Annotated in this window: 17 protein-coding genes; 13 read left to right on the forward strand and 4 right to left on the reverse strand. The window is 67.3% G+C overall.

The window, feature by feature from the left end; translation table 11 throughout:
• Positions 1–135: 135 nt before the first annotated feature.
• The 7 genes from AC1DGE_RS00605 to AC1DGE_RS00635 all read left to right on the forward strand — a co-directional run bounded on the left by AC1DGE_RS00605 (position 136) and on the right by AC1DGE_RS00635 (position 6,957).
• On the forward strand, positions 136–1,518 hold the full coding sequence (locus AC1DGE_RS00605; RefSeq protein ID WP_476892598.1) for an MBL fold metallo-hydrolase: 1,383 nt from the start codon (positions 136–138) through the stop codon (positions 1,516–1,518).
• A complete protein-coding gene (locus AC1DGE_RS00610; RefSeq protein WP_476892597.1) occupies positions 1,515–2,831 on the forward strand; it encodes an erythromycin esterase family protein in 1,317 nt (438 codons plus the stop codon). The genes AC1DGE_RS00605 and AC1DGE_RS00610 overlap by 4 nt, the downstream gene beginning before the upstream one ends.
• A gap of 220 nt (positions 2,832–3,051) precedes the next feature.
• On the forward strand, positions 3,052–3,921 hold the full coding sequence (locus tag AC1DGE_RS00615) for a universal stress protein (protein ID WP_441418663.1): 870 nt from the start codon (positions 3,052–3,054) through the stop codon (positions 3,919–3,921).
• 84 nt (positions 3,922–4,005) lie between these two features.
• The gene (locus tag AC1DGE_RS00620; protein WP_476892596.1) at positions 4,006–4,689 is read left to right on the forward strand and encodes a hypothetical protein; all 684 of its coding nucleotides are present in this window, start codon (positions 4,006–4,008) and stop codon (positions 4,687–4,689) included.
• A gap of 190 nt (positions 4,690–4,879) precedes the next feature.
• Positions 4,880–6,088, forward strand: coding sequence for an inorganic phosphate transporter (locus AC1DGE_RS00625; RefSeq protein ID WP_476916692.1), 1,209 nt, complete (start codon positions 4,880–4,882; stop codon positions 6,086–6,088).
• A complete protein-coding gene (locus AC1DGE_RS00630) occupies positions 6,088–6,309 on the forward strand; it encodes a hypothetical protein (protein ID WP_441418666.1) in 222 nt (73 codons plus the stop codon). The genes AC1DGE_RS00625 and AC1DGE_RS00630 overlap by 1 nt, the downstream gene beginning before the upstream one ends.
• A 99-nt stretch (positions 6,310–6,408) precedes the next feature.
• Positions 6,409–6,957, forward strand: a complete 549-nt coding sequence (locus tag AC1DGE_RS00635) for a dihydrofolate reductase family protein (protein WP_476916693.1) — start codon at positions 6,409–6,411, stop codon at positions 6,955–6,957.
• Positions 6,958–6,990: 33 nt separating this feature from the next.
• Here the strand turns inward: AC1DGE_RS00635 and AC1DGE_RS00640 are convergent, their stop codons facing one another.
• Positions 6,991–7,455 carry a hotdog fold thioesterase gene (locus AC1DGE_RS00640; RefSeq protein WP_441418668.1) on the reverse strand — a complete coding sequence of 155 codons (465 nt, stop codon included), beginning with the start codon at positions 7,453–7,455 and terminating at the stop codon, positions 6,991–6,993.
• Between AC1DGE_RS00640 and polA the strand changes: the two genes are divergently transcribed.
• From polA to rpsA, 3 genes are all read left to right on the forward strand, one after another.
• Positions 7,454–10,360, forward strand: coding sequence for a DNA polymerase I (polA, locus tag AC1DGE_RS00645; RefSeq protein WP_476916694.1), 2,907 nt, complete (start codon positions 7,454–7,456; stop codon positions 10,358–10,360). The genes AC1DGE_RS00640 and polA overlap by 2 nt on opposite strands.
• Before the next feature lie 65 nt (positions 10,361–10,425).
• Positions 10,426–11,712: a GNAT family N-acetyltransferase gene (locus tag AC1DGE_RS00650; protein WP_476916695.1), complete on the forward strand. Its 1,287-nt coding sequence runs from the start codon at positions 10,426–10,428 to the stop codon at positions 11,710–11,712.
• 211 nt (positions 11,713–11,923) lie between these two features.
• Positions 11,924–13,399: a 30S ribosomal protein S1 gene (gene rpsA / locus AC1DGE_RS00655; protein WP_175323298.1), complete on the forward strand. Its 1,476-nt coding sequence runs from the start codon at positions 11,924–11,926 to the stop codon at positions 13,397–13,399.
• Between the two features lie 343 nt (positions 13,400–13,742).
• Here the strand turns inward: rpsA and AC1DGE_RS00660 are convergent, their stop codons facing one another.
• The 3 genes from AC1DGE_RS00660 to AC1DGE_RS00670 all read right to left on the reverse strand — a co-directional run bounded on the left by AC1DGE_RS00660 (position 13,743) and on the right by AC1DGE_RS00670 (position 15,707).
• Complete coding sequence (locus AC1DGE_RS00660; protein ID WP_476916696.1) at positions 13,743–14,180, reverse strand: DUF1810 domain-containing protein; 438 nt, start codon at positions 14,178–14,180, stop codon at positions 13,743–13,745.
• A gap of 305 nt (positions 14,181–14,485) precedes the next feature.
• Positions 14,486–15,022, reverse strand: coding sequence for a GNAT family N-acetyltransferase (locus tag AC1DGE_RS00665; RefSeq protein WP_441418672.1), 537 nt, complete (start codon positions 15,020–15,022; stop codon positions 14,486–14,488).
• Entirely contained in the window at positions 15,006–15,707 is a 702-nt protein-coding gene (locus AC1DGE_RS00670; RefSeq protein ID WP_476892591.1) for an IMPACT family protein, read from the reverse strand. The genes AC1DGE_RS00665 and AC1DGE_RS00670 overlap by 17 nt, the downstream gene beginning before the upstream one ends.
• Before the next feature lie 22 nt (positions 15,708–15,729).
• Here AC1DGE_RS00670 and coaE point away from each other — a divergent pair, with 22 nt between their 5' ends.
• The 3 genes from coaE to AC1DGE_RS00685 all read left to right on the forward strand — a co-directional run bounded on the left by coaE (position 15,730) and on the right by AC1DGE_RS00685 (position 20,301).
• Entirely contained in the window at positions 15,730–16,947 is a 1,218-nt protein-coding gene (gene coaE / locus AC1DGE_RS00675; RefSeq protein ID WP_476916697.1) for a dephospho-CoA kinase, read from the forward strand.
• Between the two features lie 64 nt (positions 16,948–17,011).
• Positions 17,012–19,093 carry an excinuclease ABC subunit UvrB gene (gene uvrB / locus AC1DGE_RS00680; protein WP_441418675.1) on the forward strand — a complete coding sequence of 694 codons (2,082 nt, stop codon included), beginning with the start codon at positions 17,012–17,014 and terminating at the stop codon, positions 19,091–19,093.
• A gap of 179 nt (positions 19,094–19,272) precedes the next feature.
• A complete protein-coding gene (locus AC1DGE_RS00685) occupies positions 19,273–20,301 on the forward strand; it encodes a TerC family protein (RefSeq protein ID WP_346958166.1) in 1,029 nt (342 codons plus the stop codon).
• The last annotated feature ends 72 nt before the right edge of the window (positions 20,302–20,373 follow it).

Raw genomic sequence — 20,373 nt, forward strand, 5'->3', positions numbered from 1 at the left:
AAAGCCTACCGGTGCGGGCCCCGCCGCTCTGCCCGTACCCTGCCTGCTGCCGGCCGCCGCCCGTGACTTTTGGCCCTAGGTGGGGGCCCGGATTGCGCGGAAGGTGGGGTTGACGGACTCGGGAACGGAAGCACCATGAAACACGAGCAGCCGACCCTCCGGTTCTTCGGCGCAACGGACACCGTGACCGGCTCCCGCTACTTGCTCGAAGCCGGCGGACGCCGGGTGCTGGTCGACTGCGGCCTGTTCCAGGGCTACAAACGCAGCCGCGAGCGCAACCGTATGCCCTTCCCCGTGCCGCCCCGCTCGCTCGACGCCGTCGTCCTCACCCATGCGCACCTGGACCACACCGGCTACGTCCCGGCGCTGGTCCGGGACGGCTTCGCCGGGCCGGTCTACGCCACCGACGGGACCACCGAGCTGTGCAAGCTGATCCTGCCGGACAGCGGCTACCTGCAGGAAGAAGAGGCCCGCTACGCCACGCACCGCGGATCCACCCGGCACAGCCCGGCGCTGCCGCTCTACACCGCCGCGGACGCCGTCAAGTCGCTGAACAGCTTCAAGATCCGCGACTTCGACGACCCGTTGGATCTTGGCGGCGGAATGGAAATGACTTTCGTTCCGGCCGGCCACATCCTGGGGGCCGCGCAGGTGCACGTCCGGTTCGGCTCCCAGTCGGTGCACTTCACCGGCGACCTTGGCCGCTCCGACGATCCGTTCATGTTCCCGCCCCGGCCGCTGGGCGCCGTGGACGTGCTTGTCACGGAGTCCACCTACGGCAACCGCAAGCACTCCACCCTGGATCCCGAACAGCAGCTCGGGGAAATCATCACACGGGTCGCCAAGCGCGGCGGGGTGGTGATGTTCGCCGCCTTCGCCGTCGGACGGGCCGAGACGCTCATGCTCTACCTCTCCCGGCTCCGCCGCAAGAACGCCATCCCGGACATTCCGGTGTACCTCAACAGCCCGATGGCCATCGACGCCTCGGACATGTACCAGCGTCATCCGGAGGAGCACCGGCTCAAACGGGACGAATACGAGCACATGTACAGCCTCGCCAAGCTCACCCGCAGCGTGGACGACTCCAAGCTGCTGAACCTGCGCGGCGGGCCAATGATCATCATTTCCGCCAGCGGCATGCTCACCGGCGGCAGGATCCTGCACCACCTCGCCGCCTACGGCCCCGACCCCAAAAACGCCCTCATCCTCAGCGGCTACCAGGCCGGCGGCACCCGCGGCGCTTCACTCGCCGCGGGTGAGCGTGAGGTCCGGATCTACGGCGAAGACGTCAAGATCCGGGCCGAGGTCATCCAGATGGAAAACCTGTCCGCGCACGCGGACACGGACGGCCTGATCAACTGGATGCAGGCCGCACCGGCGGCGCCGCGGATGACCTACATCACGCACGGCGAGCCGGAATCCTCGGACGCGCTACGGGTGAGGATAAAGCGTGAACTGGGCTGGCGGGCCAGGGTCCCGGAGCACCTGGAGCGGATCGACATCGGGGACCCGCGGTGAACCCGGGCAACGTCACCAAGGCATCCGTCCTGGGCGAGATCCATTCCCTCGCGCGGCCGCTCCGCACCGAACGCGATCTGGACGGACTGGTCCGGCGCGCCGCGGACTGCCGCTTCACGGCGATCGGGGAGGCCTCGCACGGCACCCACGAGTTCTACACCTGGCGGGCCACGCTCAGCCGCCGGCTGATCGAGGAACAGGGCTACACCTGGATCGGCGTGGAGGGGGACTGGCCCGACTGCTGGCGGCTCAACCAGTGGGTCCGGGGCCAAACCGGGCAGGACCAGGGCGTCCATGCGCTCCTCGCCGGGTTCCAGCGCTGGCCCACCTGGATGTGGGCGAACGAGGAAGTGGCCGGCTTCCTGGACTGGCTGCGCACTTGGAACTCCCGCCGGCCGCTGCCGGAACGGGTCGGCTTCTACGGCCTGGACGTCTATTCGCTCTGGGACTCGCTGCGCGAGATCATCGCCTGGCTCCAGGAACACGTGCCCGACGCCGTGCCCGCCGCGATGCGCGCCTGGCAGTGCTTCCTGCCGCACCACGAGGACCCGCACCAGTACGCCTGGAGCACGCGGCTGGTCCCGAACTCCTGCGAGGCCGACGTCGTGGCCCTGCTCAGCGAAGTGCGGAGCCGTGTGTTCACCCCGGGCGACCACGACGAGGAAGCGTTCGACGCCGTCCAGAACGCCGAGGTCGCGGCCAACGCCGAGCACTACTACCGGATCATGGTCCGCGGCGACAGGCAGTCCTGGAACGTCCGGGACCATCACATGGCGGACACGATCGACCGGCTGAGCCGCCACCTGGGCGCGGCATCCAAGGGCATCATCTGGGAGCACAACACCCACGTAGGGGACGCGCGTGCCACCGACATGGCGCGGGACGGCCTGGTCAACGTCGGCCAGCTGCTGCGGGAGCGGCACGCGCTCGACGGCGTCATGCTGGTCGGCTTCGCCGCACACCGCGGCGCGGTCATCGCCGCCGACTCCTGGGGGACACCGGAGCGGATCCTGCCCGTGCCCGCGGCGCGGCCCGGCAGCCACGAGGATTTCCTGCACGAAGCCCTGGGCGTCCCGGCGGTGCTGGAGTTCGGCGACGACCGGACCGGGCCGTGGCTCTCGACCTGGCTCGGCCACCGGGCGATCGGGGTGGTCTACCACCCGGAGCGGGAGCAGGGGAACTACGTCCCGACCCGGATGGGGGAGCGTTACGACGCCCTGATCTGGCTCGAGGACACGGCCGCGCTCCGCCCGGTGCACCATGAGGGCCCGCCCCGGGAGCCCGAATTCGAGACCGAACCGACCGGCTTCTGAGCCGGTTGTGCGGGGCTTAAGGCCCTAACCCGCCACCGGGGGCCGGGGCACACTGAAGTGTCGGCAGAGCCTCGGAGCTGCCGGAGAGTCATGCCGGAGTGCAGCGGCCGCCAGCAACGGTCTCCGCCGCGGTCTTAGCAGTGGTCACAGAACGGTGCGCTGCCGGGATCCCGTCGAGGTCACGTACACCTTCACGCTATGGAAAAGAGCAGGATTCAGCATGAGTAAACCAATCGTCGTCGGCATCAACGGTTCGGCGGGCAGCGAAGCCGCGCTGGCGTGGGCACTCGACCGCGCTGCCCGGCAGAAACTTCCGGTCATATGCGTCCACGCCGTGGACGACCGCTGGATGTCGCCGGACTTCCAGTACCACGAGCTGATCCGCGAATCCGGGATGGAACTGCTGGAGAAGGCCAAGGCCAACGCGAAGAACCAGGCCCCCGACGTGGACGTAGACGTCCAGTTGCGGCACGGAAGCCCGGGTTCGGCGCTCCGGGAAGCGTCCAAGGATGCGTCCATGGTCGTCGTCGGCGGCCACGACAAACATTGGATGGACGGCGGCCCAATGACGGACCGCGCCCTCCAGATCGTGAGCGCCTCGGACAGCCCGGTCACGGTCGTCCCGGTCCAGCGCGGCACGGGCAACCACGGCGTGGTGGTCGGCGTGGACGGATCGGAGGAGTCGCTCCAGGCCGTGGCTTTCGCGGCCGCCGAAGCCGACCGCGGCGGCGACGAACTGACCGTGGTCCTGGCTTTCCGCAGCCCGGCCCGCTGGGTGGAACACCAGCTGCCCGAAAGCGGGCTCGCGGAGACGATCGTTGAGGAGGACCGGATTGTGCTGGCCGAATCGGTGGCCGGCCTCGGGGACAAGTACCCGGACCTGGTAGTCCACCAGCGCCTCGAAACGGACACGGAGCCGGCGAAGGCCCTTGTTGACCTTGCCCGGGAGGCGCGGCTGCTGGTGGTCGGCAGCCGCGGCCGCGGCGGCTTCTCCAGGCTGGTGCTCGGGTCCACGGCCCATGCCGTGTTGCTGAACGTACCGTGCCCCACGGTGGTGACCCGGCTGCACAAGGTCAAGCACGAAGACTGACCCGGTAGCTGGCGGGTTTTGCCACGAAGGCCCCCTTCGCGGAGGGGGCTTTCCGCTGCCCGGGTCCGGTGGGAGGATGTTGCCGTGGATTCCCTGTTCAATTTTATCGGCCACAACTGGTGGCTGGTGTTCCCCTTGAGCGCGCTGCTCGCCAACTGGGCCCGTTCCTGGGGCAAGGCCGCCGAACGCCGGCACCGCCGGAAGGTGGAGCTGTACCGGCTGAAGAACCACCAGGCCGAGGTGGAACAGGCCGGCCGCGACGAGGTACAGGCCCTCATCGACGCCCACGACGCCGTCAACCGGCGCTGGCTGGACTACGAACTGGACGTCGGCAAACTGATTGACTTCCCCGTGATGACCGATGTGCGGGAGCCCCTCACCGTGGCCTTCCTGCGCGCCAAACGCGAAGCCGACGGCCTGCGCCCGGCGGACCCCGGACAGCTCACGACGTCGGCCCGGCTGACGGAATACCGCGCCGCCGTGCGCGGCTATGAACTGGCCTTCGACGTCGCCGAGCGCGAAGCCCGCCGGCTCAAGGACAGCAACTTCACCGGACCGGAACGCGAGCGGCTCGCCACGGCCCGGAAACTGCTGCGGATCGCTTCCGACGGCGCCGCCACCCCGGCCGAGCGGCAGACGGCGTACAAGCGGGCACGGCGGGAGCTGGACGGCCTGATCGTGCTGCCGGAGGCAACGGTGGCCTCCCTGGAGGAGAAGATTGCCGGCATGCTCGACGCAGGTCCGGCGCTGGGGACACCGCAGGGCTGACCGCCGCCGGCTCCGCGGCCGGGCACGTTGTTTTGCCCTGCACCCATTGGCACGTACGATCTATAGGGTTTCAGGACAGCTTTGGTGAACTGCGCGGGTGCACGCCGCTTGACAGCGGGTGAACAGTGAGAAGCAAGGCCGCCACGGGGAATGAAACTGCTGACCGTCGACTCTGCAGATTGGGCAACAGGTGGAAATCACCGTAATGGTGGCGCTGGTTATTGCGCTGGCGCTTTTCTTTGACTTCACGAATGGATTTCACGACACCGCGAACGCGATGGCGACACCCATCGCGACCGGTGCCATCAAGCCCAAGACCGCCGTCGCCCTCGCGGCAGTGCTGAACCTGGTGGGGGCGTTTCTTTCCACCGAGGTGGCCAAGACGGTGTCCGGCGGCATCATCCGGGAAGGTTCCGACGGCGTCCAGATCACCCCGGACATCATCTTCGCCGGCCTGATGGGCGCCATTCTGTGGAACATGATCACCTGGCTGAAGGGTCTGCCCTCCAGCTCCTCGCACGCCCTCTTCGGTGGCCTGATCGGTGCGGCCATCGCCGGCATCGGCCTGCACTCGGTGAACTTCACCTCGGTGCTCCAGAAGGTCCTCCTGCCCGCAGTTTTCGCCCCCGTCATCGCCGCCGCCGTGGCCTACGTGTGCACCCGGCTGGCAWACGCGCTGACGGCCCGCCATGACCCCGAGACCGGCAGCAAGCTGACGCAGAAGCGCGGCGGGTTCCGCACCGGACAGATCTTCACCTCCAGCCTGGTGGCCCTCGCGCACGGCACCAATGACGCGCAGAAGACCATGGGCATCATCACCCTGGTGCTCATCTCGGCCGGAAGCCAGGCTCCCGGCTCGGGACCGCAGCTTTGGGTCATTGCGGCCTGCGCCCTGGCCATCGCGATCGGCACGTACTCCGGCGGCTGGCGGATCATCCGGACCATGGGTTCGGGCCTCACCGACGTCAAACCCGCCCAGGGCTTCGCCGCGGAGACCAGCACCGCGGCCGCCATCCTCGCCTCCTCCCACCTCGGCTTCGCCCTCTCCACCACGCACGTGGCCTCGGGCTCGGTGATCGGCTCTGGGATGGGCCGCCGCGGCACCACCGTGCGCTGGGGGACCGCGGGGAAGATCGTCGTCGGCTGGCTCTTCACCCTCCCGGCCGCCGGGATCGTCGGTGCCCTCACCGCCATGCTGGTGCACACCGGCACGGTCGGATTCGTCATCGCCGCAGTCGCCGGCACGGCAGCCGTGGTCTACATGTTCGTTGCGTCCCGGAAGTCCCACGTCGGCCACCACAACGCCGTCGAGGTCGAAGAGGCCGGCCAGGCCATCCGGTTCGCCAAGAAGAAGGCGGCTGCGGTCAGCCGCAACAACAACTCCAAGGGTGGCCGGTAATGAAGTGGCTTGAACTCGTCCTGGTAGCGGGGGCCACCCTCGTTTCCGCAGTGACCGTCGTCGTCCTCTACGCCCTGGGCGTGCGTCTCACCGCCATCGCCGGGGACGTCCGGACCAGCCAGCCGGGCTGGATCCGGCCGCTTTCCTACGTCTGCTTCGGCCTCTGCGGCATCGCGGTGCTCTTCGGGCTGTACCTGATCATTCCGTACTTCAGCAAGTAGCCGACGGCGGCGGCGCCGGCCGGGCACCCCGCTCCGGAAGCGGTGCGCCCGGGAGCTCGTGCTCTGGGAAAAGGCCCCGGCGGTGGCTACGCTATGCACATGCCCGGCTTCCAGTACTTCGTAGCGGCCTCCCTGGACGGCTTCATCGCCACCGCGGACGACGACCTCGACTGGCTGCTCCAGTTCGACGGCTTCGCCGGCGGCAAGGAGAGCTACGAGACCTTCATGGCTGACGTCGGCTGCATCGTGATGGGCGGGGAAACCTACGCCTGGCTTACCGAGCACGAGCCCGGCAACTGGCCCTACCCGGGAACCCCGTGCTGGATCTTCACGCACCACGAACTGGCGGCCCCGAAAGGCACGGACATCACCTTTGTCCGCGGACCCGTGGCCGAATTCGCCGAGGACCTGATGGACGCCGCCGCGGGCAAGAACGTCTGGGTGGTGGGCGGGGGTGTCCTCGCCGCGCAATTCGCCGACGCCGGACTGCTGGCGGAACTGATCATCTCGATCATCCCGCTCGTCCTGGGCGGCGGGAAGCCGCTGCTTCCGCTGGCCCGCCCCACGGCGCCGCTGGATCTGCTCTCGTCGCAGACCATGGGCCGCGGCATCGTCGAGCTCCGCTACCGCCTCCCGGGCGGCTCCTGACGCGGGACTGAAACCCGGCTTACCGCGGGAACGCTACTCGGTCACATCCCGCAGCAGGTTGGTGATCCGCGCAGTGGACAGCCGGCGGCCCTGCTCGTCGGTCATCACGATTTCATGCGTCGTGAGCGTGCGGCCCAGGTGGATGGCGGTGCAGGTCCCGGTCACGGTGCCGGAGGAGATCGCGCGGTGGTGCGTCGCGCCGACGTCGATCCCCAGGGCCTGGCGCCCCGGACCGGCGTGCATGCCTGCGGCGAAGGACCCCAGCGTTTCGGCCAGCACCACGTGCGCGCCGCCGTGCAGGATTCCAGCCACCTGGGTGTTGCCCTCCACGGGCATGGTGGCGACGGTGCGTTCAGGGCTTAACTCGAGGAAGTGGATTCCCATCTTCACCACGAGGGCGCCCACCCCCATCCGGCCCAGCCAGTCGTGCAGTTCCGCGGGAACGCCGGCGGCTTCCAGTTCGGCGGCGAACGGGGCGGGCGTGAAATTGTCGATCATGGCAACTAGGCTGGCACCTGTGAGCGAAACTACCAAACCGGCCCCTTCCCCTTCTGCCGCAGGCACTGCAACGGCTGCCGCAGGCAGCACAACATCCGCCGCCACCGACGCGCTGGCGGATGCCGTTGCGGCGTCCGGCGGTTCCCTGCTCGTGGCTGAGGCGGCGAAGAAGCCCCGGCGCAGCAGGCCCGAGGTTTCCGCCACCGAAGCGCCGGTCATTCCCATCACGGACCAGCCCCGCCTCCTGGTACTGGACGGACACTCCATGGCGTTCCGGGCATTCTTCGCCCTGCCCGCGGACAAGTTCTCCACCTCGACCGGGCAGCACACCAACGCCGTGCATGGCTTTACGTCGATGCTGATCAACCTGATCAAGGCGCAAAAGCCTACCCACGTGGCCGTGGCTTTCGACGTCTCCGATGACACCACCCACCGCAAGGCCGAGTACGACGGCTACAAGGGCGGACGCAATGAGACCCCGCGGGAAATGAGCGGCCAGATCGACCTGATCGATAAGGTCATGGGCGCGTGGGGCATCAAGACCATCAAGATGCCCGGCTGGGAGGCAGACGACATCCTGGCCACGCTCGCCGCGATGGGGGAGAAGGCGGGCTACGAGGTGCTGCTGGTCTCGGGCGACCGGGATGCCTTCCAGCTCATTACGGACAACGTGTTCGTGCTCTACCCCAAGAAGGGTGTCAGCGACATTCCCCGGATGGACGCGGACGCCATCCAGGAGAAGTACTTCGTCAGCCCGGCCCAGTACTCGGACCTCGCCGCCCTGGTGGGCGAGAGCGCGGACAACCTCCCCGGCGTTCCCGGCGTCGGGCCCAAAACGGCGGCCAAATGGATCAACCTCTACGGCGGCCTTGAGGGCGTCCTGGAGAACCTTGACGCGATCGGCGGAAAGGTGGGGGACGCCCTCCGCGAAAACGTCGAGGAGGTCAAACGGAACCGGCGGCTCAACCGGCTCCGCACCGATCTGGAGCTGCCCGTCACCCTGGACGAGCTCGCCGACCCGCGGCCGGACCAGGCCGCCCTTGAGGAGCTGTTCGACGCCCTCGAATTCAAGACCATCCGGACGCGGCTCTTTGCCCTGTACGGCAGTGAAGTGACGGAAGCCGAGCGGGAAAGCATCGCAACCCCGGACTTCACGGTCCCCTCGGACGCCGCCGAGCTGGGCGCCTTCCTCGCGGGCGGCGCCGGGAAGCGGTCCGCCATGGCGGTCGACCTCGTGCCGGGCCGGATCGGCGAGGACGCCGCCGCGCTGGCGATCGTGCGTGACGACGCCGCCGTGTACATCGACCTGGCCCGGCAGGACGCCGACGCCGAAAACGTCCTGGCCGCCTGGCTGCGTGACCCCCAGGCAGCCAAGGTGATGCACGGGTTCAAGGCCGCACTGAAGGCCCTGACTGCCCGCGGCCTGGAACTTGAGGGCGTGGTGGATGACACGTCCATCTCCGGCTACCTCATCCAGCCCGACCGCCGCAGCTACGAGCTAGCCGAGCTGGCGCAGCACCACCTCAACGTTGCGGTTTCGCAGGAAGCCGCGAAGGAAGGCCAGCTTGAGCTGGCGTTCGACGGCGACGACGCTGCCGCCGCCGGTGCGCTGGTGCACGTCGCCGCCGTCGTCCAGGCCCTGAGCCGCTACTTCGAATCAGAGCTCAAAGAGCGCAAAGCGCAGGACCTGCTGACCACCCTTGAACTGCCCGTCAGCCGGGTCCTCGCCGACATGGAACTGGCAGGAATCGCCATCGACATGCCGCGCATGGATGAGCAGCTGGCGGACCTCGCCAAGGTGATCGACAACGCGCAGGAGCAGGCCTTCGCGGCCATCGGCCATGAGGTGAACCTCGGCTCGCCCAAGCAGCTCCAGACCGTCCTGTTCGACGAGTTGGGCCTGCCCAAAACCAAGAAGATCAAGTCCGGCTACACCACCGACGCCGCCTCGCTCAAGAACCTGCTGGAAAAGACCGGGCACGAATTCCTGGTCCAGCTGATGGCGCACCGCGAATCCTCGAAGCTGCGCCAGATGCTGGAGTCGCTGAAGAAGTCCGTCGCGGAAGACGGCCGGATCCACACCACCTACGCGCAGAACGTCGCAGCCACGGGACGGATCTCGTCCAACAATCCGAACCTGCAGAACATCCCGATCCGCAGCGAGGAAGGTCGCCGTGTGCGCGGCATCTTTGTGGTCAGCGACGGCTACGAGTGCCTGCTCTCCGCGGACTATTCGCAGATCGAAATGCGCATCATGGCCCACCTCTCGGGCGACGCCGGACTGATCCAGGCGTACAAGGACGGCGAGGACCTGCACCGGTTCGTGGGGTCCAACATCTTCCATGTGCCCACTGACCAGGTAACCAGTGCGATGCGTTCCAAGGTCAAGGCGATGTCCTATGGGCTGGCCTACGGCCTGACCTCGTTCGGCCTGTCCAAGCAGCTGGAGATTTCCGTTGACGAGGCCCGGACGTTGATGAAGGACTACTTCGACCGGTTCGGCGCCGTCCGCGACTACCTGCGCGGCGTCGTCGACCAGGCCAGGATCGACGGGTACACCGCCACCATCGAGGGCCGCCGCCGGTACCTCCCGGACCTGACCAGCACCGACCGGCAGCTGCGCGAAAACGCCGAACGGATCGCGCTCAACTCGCCGATCCAGGGCTCCGCGGCCGACATCATCAAGCGGGCGATGCTGGGCGTGTCCGGCGCGCTGGCCGAGCAGGGGCTGAAATCACGGATGCTGCTGCAGGTCCATGATGAACTGGTCCTCGAAGTCGCCGAGGGCGAACGCGAGGCCGTCGAGAAGCTCGTGACGGAACAGATGGGGGCCGCGGCGCAGCTCTCGGTTCCGCTGGAAGTCCAGATCGGCATCGGCTCCAGCTGGTTCGAGGCAGGGCACTAGGCCCGGCCCCGGAGCCGGGCGTTCAGTTCTTTCAAAGTTGCAGGAATTTCCAGGGGGAGAAGCACGTGGCAGAGCAGTATGACATCAGGCGTTTCCAACCGGCGGCCAAGGACGACGCGGCATACCCGGAGTCGGTCGCCTGGATGCGGGCCGTAGCCTTCGGCTTCAACGACGCCCGCCGAAGCGACGAACGGGTCGACAGAGGCCTTGAGATGCAGCGCGCGGACGGGCGGGTATTGACCGGTGCCTACCAGACCGGTCCGGTGGCCGAGCATGCCCTCGGCACCGATGTACCGGTGGCAACGTTCGGCACGATGACCAAGACGCTGAACATTGGCTACGGCCGGCTCCTGGACACGCGGCTCGTGACTGCCGTCACCGTGCGGACCTCGCACCGCCGCCGCGGCCTGTTGCGCCGCATGATGGCGGAGGAGCTGGGGCTGGCACGGCAGGAGGGGCTGGCGATGGCGGCACTGACGGCCTCCGAAGCGTCCATTTACGGCCGGTTCGGCTTCGGCGTTGCGACCTCGGAACAGTCGATCAAGGTCGACACGAGTGCCCGCTTCGTCCTGAACCACACGCCCGTTGGGAGCGTTGAGGTGGCTGATCCCAAGGTGCTCCTTGAGTTGGCGCCGGTGATCTTCGAACGCTTGCACCGCCAGACGCCGGGTTCGGTGGACCGGCACGAGTTTTACCGGCAATTCGCTTCCGGTTCCATCAGCCGGGAAGACGGTGAGGACCCGAAAGTCAAGGTCGCGCTGCACTACGACGCCGACGGCGCCGTGGACGGCTACGTGTCCTACAAGTTCGGCGGCTGGTCCAGCACCCCGTACACGATGGACGTCGTCGATCTGGTGGCCGCCACCCGCACCGCCTACCTGGAGCTGTGGCAATACCTCGGCGCCATCGACCTCGTCGAACGCGTGACCTGGGACGAGGCGCCCGTTGACGATCCGCTGCCGTGGGCGCTCACGGACCCGCGCTGTGTTGATGCCTCGGACGCCCGGGACATGCTCTGGCTGCGGATACTGGACGTGGAGAAGGCGCTGGCCGCCCGGCGCTATTCCGCCGACGGAGCCCTCGTGCTGCGCGTCACCGACAGCCTCGGCTTCGCGGCCGGGACGTTCGCCCTGCAGGTCGACGGGGGAGAGGCGACGGTTACGCCGGCCCCCGACGCCGAACCGGAGCTGACGCTGGGTGTCGCGGACCTCGGCTCCATCTACCTGGGCGCCGTCTGCCCGGTGACCCTGCAGGCGGCCGGCCGGCTTACCGAACACACCCCGGGGGCCGCGCTGACTGCGCGGCTGATGTTCGCCGTCGAACGCGCACCGCACTGCCTCACGCATTTCTAGGAGGGCGCCGGCGGGCTCCGTTGCGCTTTGACCGGCGTTGACGTATACGACTAGACTAAACGGGCGTGTACTACGTGTGCGCAATCTAATCCACAAAATCAGGATGACCCGGCGGATCGCCTTTGATTTGCCGTGTTCTTCACCCGCGTCGCCGACGAGGGTGGGACGGTTTGCCTGACCGACTAACTATCCACAACGGAGCCCCTACTACATGACCATCACCTCAACCGAGAAGTCCGGTACCCCCGTAGTCGCGATTAACGACATCGGTACCGCCGAGGACTTCCTCGCAGCAGTCGACGCCACCATCAAGTACTTCAACGACGGAGACCTCGTCGAAGGTACCGTCGTCAAGGTCGACCGCGACGAAGTCCTGCTCGACATCGGTTACAAGACCGAAGGTGTCATTCCCTCCCGCGAGCTTTCCATCAAGCACGACGTTGACCCCGGAGACGTCGTCTCCGTTGGCGATCAGGTCGAAGCCCTGGTGCTCACCAAGGAAGACAAAGAAGGCCGTCTGATCCTCTCCAAGAAGCGCGCTCAGTACGAGCGTGCCTGGGGCGACATCGAGAAGGTCAAGGAAGAAGACGGCGTCGTCACCGGTACCGTCATCGAGGTTGTCAAGGGTGGTCTTATCCTCGACATCGGCCTGCGCGGCTTCCTGCCCGCATCCCTGGTCGAGATGCGCCGTGTGCGCGACCTTGCTCCGTACATCGGTCAGCAGATCGAAGCCAAGATCATCGAGCTGGACAAGAACCGCAACAACGTTGTGCTGTCCCGCCGTGCCTGGCTCGAGCAGACCCAGTCCGAGGTCCGCTCCACGTTCCTCAACAAGCTGGAAAAGGGCCAGGTTCGTCCCGGCGTCGTTTCCTCCATCGTCAACTTCGGTGCCTTCGTGGACCTGGGCGGCGTAGACGGCCTGGTTCACGTTTCCGAGCTGTCCTGGAAGCACATCGACCACCCGTCCGAGGTTGTCGAAGTTGGCCAGGAAGTCACCGTCGAGGTTCTCGAGGTCGACCTGGACCGCGAGCGCGTCTCCCTGTCGCTCAAGGCTACGCAGGAAGATCCGTGGCAGACCTTCGCCCGCACCCACGCCCTCGGCCAGGTTGTTCCGGGTAAGGTCACCAAGCTGGTTCCGTTCGGCGCGTTCGTTCGCGTTGAAGACGGCATCGAAGGCCTGGTCCACATCTCCGAGCTCGCCGTGCGCCACGTTGAGCTGGCCGAGCAGGTTGTCTCCGTTGGCGACGAGCTCTTCGTCAAGGTCATCGACATCGACCTCGAACGCCGCCGCATCTCGCTGTCCCTCAAGCAGGCCAACGAGGGCGTCGACGCCGAGTCCACCGAATTCGATCCGGCTCTCTACGGCATGGCCGCTGAGTACGACGAAGAGGGCAACTACAAGTACCCGGAGGGCTTCGATCCGGAGTCCAACGAGTGGCTTGAAGGCTACGAGACGCAGCGCGCCGCCTGGGAGCAGCAGTACGCTGACGCCCAGACCCGCTGGGAAGCCCACAAGAAGCAGGTTGCCCAGCACGCTGCCGACGACGCTGCCGCTGCAACGTCCGGCGAGAGCGACTCCGGCACCACCAGCTACTCCTCCGAGCCGGCCGCAGCCGAGACCGGTGCAGGCACGCTTGCATCGGACGAAGCCCTCGCCGCTCTGCGCGAGAAGCTGACCGGCAACTAATTGCCACCGGCCCGGGTTGCCCCGGGCCAAGCAAAGCGGGTTCCTGCCACGTGCAGGGGCCCGCTTTGGGTTAAGCGGCGGGTTCCCGCGGGGCCGCGCGGGCTTGGGGACATGCCCAGTCCTCGGCCCGGGGAATGGACATAGTACGAATATGTCCAGTGGCCCGGGCGGGCGCCGGGCATGTTCCTTGCACTGAGGGGGGCACGGGATGCCGCGGGGGGCATGCCCAGTCCTCGGCCCGGGGAGTGGACATAGTACGAATATGTCCAGTGGCCCGGGCGGGCGCCGGGCATGTTCCTTGAACCTTGCGGGCCACGCGGGGAGTCGGGGTGGCCGCGACTGTTCAGGGCGCGGAGCTGAGGATCCGGTCCGTGGGCTCGTCGGGGACTCCGCCGAAGTACTTGTCCAGGATCTGCTGGAACACTGCTTCGTCGGGCGCGGCCCGGAGGAACAGGGTCGACGACGAGTGCAGTTTCCGGGCGTCGATGCCTCCCAAAATCTGCTGCGCGCTTCGGCCGTCGACGGCGAGGATTGCCCGCGCGCAATCCAGCAGGCGGCCACCCAGGACCGGGTGGTCCAGGAAAGCACGTGCTTCGTCCAAGGATGAGACGGCATATTTGCGTGCGGTCGGGCTTTGTCCCAGCCCGGCTAATTGCGGAAAGATGAACCACATCCAGTGGCCGTGCTTGGATCCGGCCCGGAGTTCCGACAGCGCACCCTCATAGGTTCCCGCAGAGTCTTGGGCTTCCACGAAGCGTGAGAGGTCGAAGGGGTCGTTCACGTAGATGCTCCTAATTCGCTGTTGCCACAGCCCGGTAGCTGCGCCGGAACCGGAACGGTCTTTCGCGCCGGAACATGGCCTTTCCCTCATCCAACCACTGTTCCGGCGTCCCGGGGGAGGGCATGTCCGTTCCTGGGCACGGGCGGTGGGCACAGCGGCATTATGCCCATTGCCCGGTGTGGGCGCTGGGCATGTCCCTCGGCGGGGGCAGAACCCGGGCACGTCCCCTCCGCGTGGCGGAGCAAGGTTTCTGGGGGAGCATGTCCATTCTTGGGGCCGGGCGCTGGGCATGTCCACACCCGCGGCTACCCCAGCTTGAAACGCGCGCTGACCCGCCGGCCGTCGGCTGCGAGCTCGGCACCCGCGGAGCGCAGCAAGGCCTGGGCCGCGACATTCCCGGGGGTCGTTTCCGCCTCCAGCAGGTCCGCCCCGGCCGCCGCGGCCTCGGCCTTGACCAGGCGCAATGCCTCCCGGCCGATGCCGCGCCCGCGGAAGCTCCGGCCTAGCCAGATCCCGGTCTCCAGTGCGCCGCCGTCCTGCGGGAACGTCCCGGGCCGGGCAGCCGGAACCCGCAGCAGCCGGATGGAACCGGCCAGCTCGCCGTCGGCCGTGATTGCCCAGGTTTTCTGCCGCGCCGGGCCGTCGAGCCCTGCCGCGGCGGCGTGGTGGTAGTCGCGGAACCAGCTGATCCGTTCGGTGTTCCAACCCTCGGCGGTCCCCAGCGGCGGGGTGACCTCGTCGGCGTCGGCGTCGTGCAGCGCCACCGCCAATAGCCGCTCCAGCACCGGGTCCGTCACGTCCACGAGCGCCACCACGGGCACCGGTTCAGTTGATGGCAACATCGATCCACTCCGTTTCTCCGGGCAGCAGCACGGCGCTTCCGGCCGAGAGGGCCGCGAGGCGATCAGCGGCCTGCGCCAGCGCAACGGGTTCGTCCGGCAGGGCCAGCCGAAGAACCGTCGTCTGCGCATCATAGCTGGTGCCGGCCATCACATACCCGGCCGCGCGCAACTCATTCTCGAGCCGGCCGGCGGAGGCGTGTGGCACCGGCACGGCACAGATCCGCAGCCGCTGGCGCCGCACCAGCGGCGCGAGCTCCAGTGCGGCGGACACCGATTCGGAGTAGGCCCGGACCAGTCCGCCCGCGCCGAGCAGGATCCCGCCGAAATAGCGGACGACGACGGCGGTCACGTCGCTGAGGTCCGTCATGCCGGGCCCGGTTTCGCGTTTCAGCAGTGCCTCCAGCATCGGGATGCCGGCCGTGCCGGAGGGTTCGCCGTCGTCGTTGGAGCGCTGCACCGCGCGGTCCGGGCCGAGGATGAAGGCCGAGCAGTGGTGCCGGGCGTCGTGGAATTCCCGGCGCAGGCCAGTGACCAGGGCGCGGGCGCTTTCCTCGTCGGCGGTGCGCTGGAGCACGGTGATGAAGCGGGACCGTTTGATCTCCAGCTCGTGGCGGAAGCCGCCGCCGGCCGCCGGTGTGGTGTAAACGGTGGCTCTGCTTTCCGGAGAAACCGCGTCGACTGGCACTGCTTCAGTTTAGTCTGGTGGAGTGCTGAAGATCGGTTTGACGGGCGGCATCGCCTCAGGGAAGTCAGTGGTCGCGTCGCGGCTGCGCGAGCTGGGTGCCGTGCTGGTCGACGCCGACGCGCTGGCCCGCGAGGTGGTCGAGCCGGGGACGCCCGGGCTGGCGCGGGTGGTGGAAGCCTTCAGTTCCTCCATCCTGGCCCCCGACGGCGCCCTCGACCGTGCCCGCCTGGGCGCCCTCGTCTTCGGCAACCCCGAACGCCTGGCAGTGCTCAACGGCATCATCCACCCCCTCGTCAGGGAGCGCGCCGCCGCCCTCGCCGCCGGCGCCCCGAAAGGCGCAGTCGTGGTCCAGGACATCCCGCTCCTGGTCGAGACCGGCCAGGGCGCCAACTTCCGTCTCGTGGTGGTCGTGGACGCCCCGGAGGACGTCCGGGTGCGGCGCATGGTTGAACACCGGAAGATGACGGTCGAAGAGGCCCGCTCCCGAATGGCCGCCCAGGCCACGCGGGAGGCCCGGTTGGCGGCTGCCGACGTCGTCCTGGACAACTCAGGCTCCAAGGAGGAACTCCGGGACGCGGTGGACCGGCTCTGGGAGCGCCGGCTGCTCCCGTTCGCGGAGAACCTGACCAAGCACCGGATGGCCCCGCGCTCCGGCGGCCCGGTGCTCAGCCCCGCCAATCCGGACTGGCCGGCCCAGGCCTCCCGGATCGCCGCCCGTCTGCGCGCCGTTGCCCCACAGGACATCTTCGCCGTGGACCACATCGGTTCCACCGCGGTCCCGGGCCTCGAGGCCAAGGACGTGCTGGACCTGCAGCTCACCGTCCGGGACCTGGCGACGGCGGACCGACTGGAGCCGCTGCTGGCCGCGGCGGGCTACCCGCGCTGGCCGGGCATCGGCCCGGACAACCCCAAGCCCGCCCACCCCGACCCGGCCGACTGGGACAAGCGCGTGCACGGCAGCGCGGACCCCGGCCGGCCCGTGAACCTGCACATCCGGGCCGCGGGATCGCCCGGCTGGCGGTACGCTCTATGCTTCCGCGATTGGCTGCGCGACGACGCCGGGGCGCGCGCCGACTACCTTGCGGAGAAGCGCCGCGCGGCCCGGCGGCACGGCGTGGACAAGTCCACCGCGGCCTACGCCGCGGACAAGGAGGAGTGGTTCACCGCCTACGCCGCCCCGCGGATGGAAGAGTGGGCCCGGCGCACCGGCTGGCTGCCGCCGTCGTACGACGCCCCCTGACCGGCGGGTACAGCCCAAAGCTGAATCAGGGCTTCCTGTCGGAGGGCGGCGGTAGATTAGTAACATGAGCCTTGCCCAGGAAATCAACCGTGTCGTGGCGCCCTTCGAGGTCATCAGCGAGTTCAAGCCCGCCGGGGACCAGCCCGCCGCGATCGCCGAACTGACCGAGCGCATCCAGAACGGCGAGAAGGATGTGGTGCTCCTCGGCGCCACCGGTACCGGTAAAAGCGCGACGACGGCGTGGCTGATCGAACAGGTGCAGCGGCCCACCCTGGTGATGGTGCAGAACAAGACCCTCGCCGCCCAGCTGGCGAACGAATTCCGCGAACTGCTGCCGAACAACGCGGTGGAGTACTTCGTTTCCTACTACGACTACTACCAGCCGGAAGCCTACGTGGCCCAGACGGACACCTTCATCGAGAAGGACTCCTCCGTCAACGAGGAAGTCGAACGGCTCCGGCACTCCGCCACGAATGCGCTGCTGACCCGGCGCGACGTGATTGTGGTTGCCACCGTTTCCTGCATCTACGGCCTCGGCACCCCGGAAGAATACATTGCCGGCATGGTGACCCTGCGCAAGGGCGCCCAGATGAACCGCGACGACCTGCTCCGGAAATTCGTCTCCATGCAGTACACCCGCAATGACATGGACTTCCACCGCGGCACGTTCCGGGTCCGGGGCGACACCGTGGAAATCATCCCGATGTACGAGGAACTCGCGATCCGGATCGAGTTCTTCGGCGACGAGATCGAGAACATCTATACCCTGCACCCGCTGACCGGAGAAGTGCTCCGGGACGAGACCGAAATGTACGTCTTCCCCGCCTCGCACTACGTCGCGGGACCGGAACGGATGGCCCGGGCGATCAAGCGGATCGAGGACGAACTCGCCGACCGCCTCAAAGTCCTGGAGAGCCAGAACAAGCTGGTCGAGGCCCAGCGGTTGCGGATGCGCACCACCTATGACCTGGAAATGATGCAGCAGATGGGATTCTGCAACGGCATCGAGAACTATTCCTCGCACATCGACGGCCGCGCCCGCGGAACCGCGCCACACTGCCTTATCGACTACTTCCCGGACGACTTCCTGCTGGTCATCGACGAATCCCACGTCACCGTGCCGCAGATCGGCGCCATGTACGAGGGCGACATGTCCCGCAAGCGGAACCTTGTGGACCACGGCTTCCGGCTGCCCTCGGCGATGGACAACCGCCCGCTCAAGTGGGACGAGTTCCAGGACCGCGTGGGCCAGACCGTCTACCTGTCCGCAACCCCGGGCAAGTACGAGCTCGGCAAGGCAGACGGCTTCGTGCAGCAAATCATCCGACCCACCGGCCTGATCGACCCCGAGGTCATCGTCAAGCCCACCAAGGGCCAGATCGATGACTTGCTGGGCGAAATCCGCACCCGCACCGCGAAGAACGAACGCGTCCTCGTCACCACGCTGACCAAACGGATGGCCGAGGACCTCACCGACTACCTGCTGGGCCACGGCGTGAAGGTCGAGTACCTGCACTCCGACGTCGACACGCTGCGCCGCGTGGAGCTGCTCCGTGAACTGCGGATGGGCGTCTTCGACGTCCTGGTCGGCATCAACCTGCTCCGGGAGGGCCTGGACCTGCCCGAAGTGTCGCTGGTGAGCATCCTGGACGCGGATAAGGAAGGCTTCCTGCGCTCGGCGACCTCGCTGATCCAGACCATCGGCCGGGCCGCCCGTAACGTGTCCGGCCAGGTCCACATGTACGCGGACCGGATCACCGATTCGATGGCGCAGGCCATCGACGAGACCAACCGCCGCCGCGCCATCCAGGTGGCCTACAACACGGAAAAGGGCATCGACCCGCAGCCGCTGCGCAAGAAGATCGCCGATATCACCGACCAGCTGGCCAAGGAGGACGCGGACACCCGCGAACTGCTGGCCAGCGCGGGCAAGGCGCGCGGCAAGGGCAAGGGCGGCTCCAAGGTCCGCGCCGACGGCCTCGCGGCCGCCCCGGCCGAGGACCTGGTGGGCCTGATCGAACAGCTGACCGAGCAGATGCACGCCGCCGCCGGCGAGCTGCAGTTTGAGCTCGCCGCCAGGCTGCGTGACGAGGTCGGGGATCTCAAGAAGGAGCTGCGCCAGATGCAGTCGGCCGGGCACGCCTAGGGTAAAGTGGATCAGACGTAGGGGAGTATCCCAAGCGCTACGATCGTCAACACGCACGGCACAGATGCCCTGCCGGGCGTAGCGGGCAGCGAATCGGCACCTGATGGCGACAGCCACGGTGCGGCAGCTTAGCCGGAGAGACTTACACCATTTAGTTGTACCCTGCGAAAGGTATCTTCGTGCCCGAACTTCCCGTCTGGTTCGAGATCGGCTCCTTCGTCGTTCTCGGAATCATCCTCGCCATCGATCTGCTCCTGGTGCTGAAGCGGCCGCATGAACCCTCCATGAAGGAAGCCGGCCTGTGGGTCTCCTTCTACATTGCGCTGGCCCTGGTCTTCGCCGGAGCCATGTTCCTCTTCACCGGCCCGGAGTATGGCGGCCAGTTCATCGCCGGCTGGGTGACGGAGTACAGCCTCAGCATCGACAACCTGTTTGTCTTCATCATCATCATGGCGCGCTTCTCGGTACCCCGTAAGTACCAGCAGGAAGTGCTCATGGTCGGCATCATCATCGCCCTGATCCTGCGCGGCATCTTCATCCTGCTCGGCGCGATCGTGATCGAGCAGTTCAGCTGGGTCTTCTACATCTTCGGCGCCTTCCTGCTGTGGACCGCCTGGAAGCAGGCCCAGGACGAAGGCGAGGACGAGGAAGATAAGGAAAACCCGCTGATCGCCCGGATCCGCCGGATCCTGCCGATGTCGGAGAAGTTCGACGGCGGCAAGCTGCGCACCGAAGTCGACGGCAAGAAGGTCTTCACTCCGATGCTGATCGTCTTCGTGACCATCGGCATGACCGACCTGCTCTTCGCGGTGGACTCCATCCCGGCCATCTTCGGCCTCACCCAGAGCGCGTTCATCGTCTTCACCGCCAACATCTTCGCCCTGATGGGTCTGCGCCAGCTCTACTTCCTGCTCGGCGGCTTGATGAACCGGCTCATCTACCTCAAGCACGCGCTCTCGGTCATCCTCGCCTTCATCGGCGTCAAACTGGTGCTGCACGCCATGCACGTCAACGAACTTCCCTTCATCAACGGCGGCAAGCACATCGAATGGGCCCCGGAAATCCCGACCTACGTTTCGCTCGGGGTGATCATCGGCACCATCATCATCGCGGTCGTCGCCAGCCTGGTCAGCTCCAAGGCGTCGAAGGCCAAGCTGGATGCCCGGCTCGAAGAGGACTCGCGCAAGAGCCTCACCGACGCCGAGTAGCGCCCCCGGCGGCCCTGCACGGGCTAAGCTCGGAGCGTGAAAAGCTTTGACGCCGCGACGGCGGCCGGTACG

The sequence above is a fragment of the Arthrobacter sp. 05N425 genome (genome assembly GCF_056397125.1).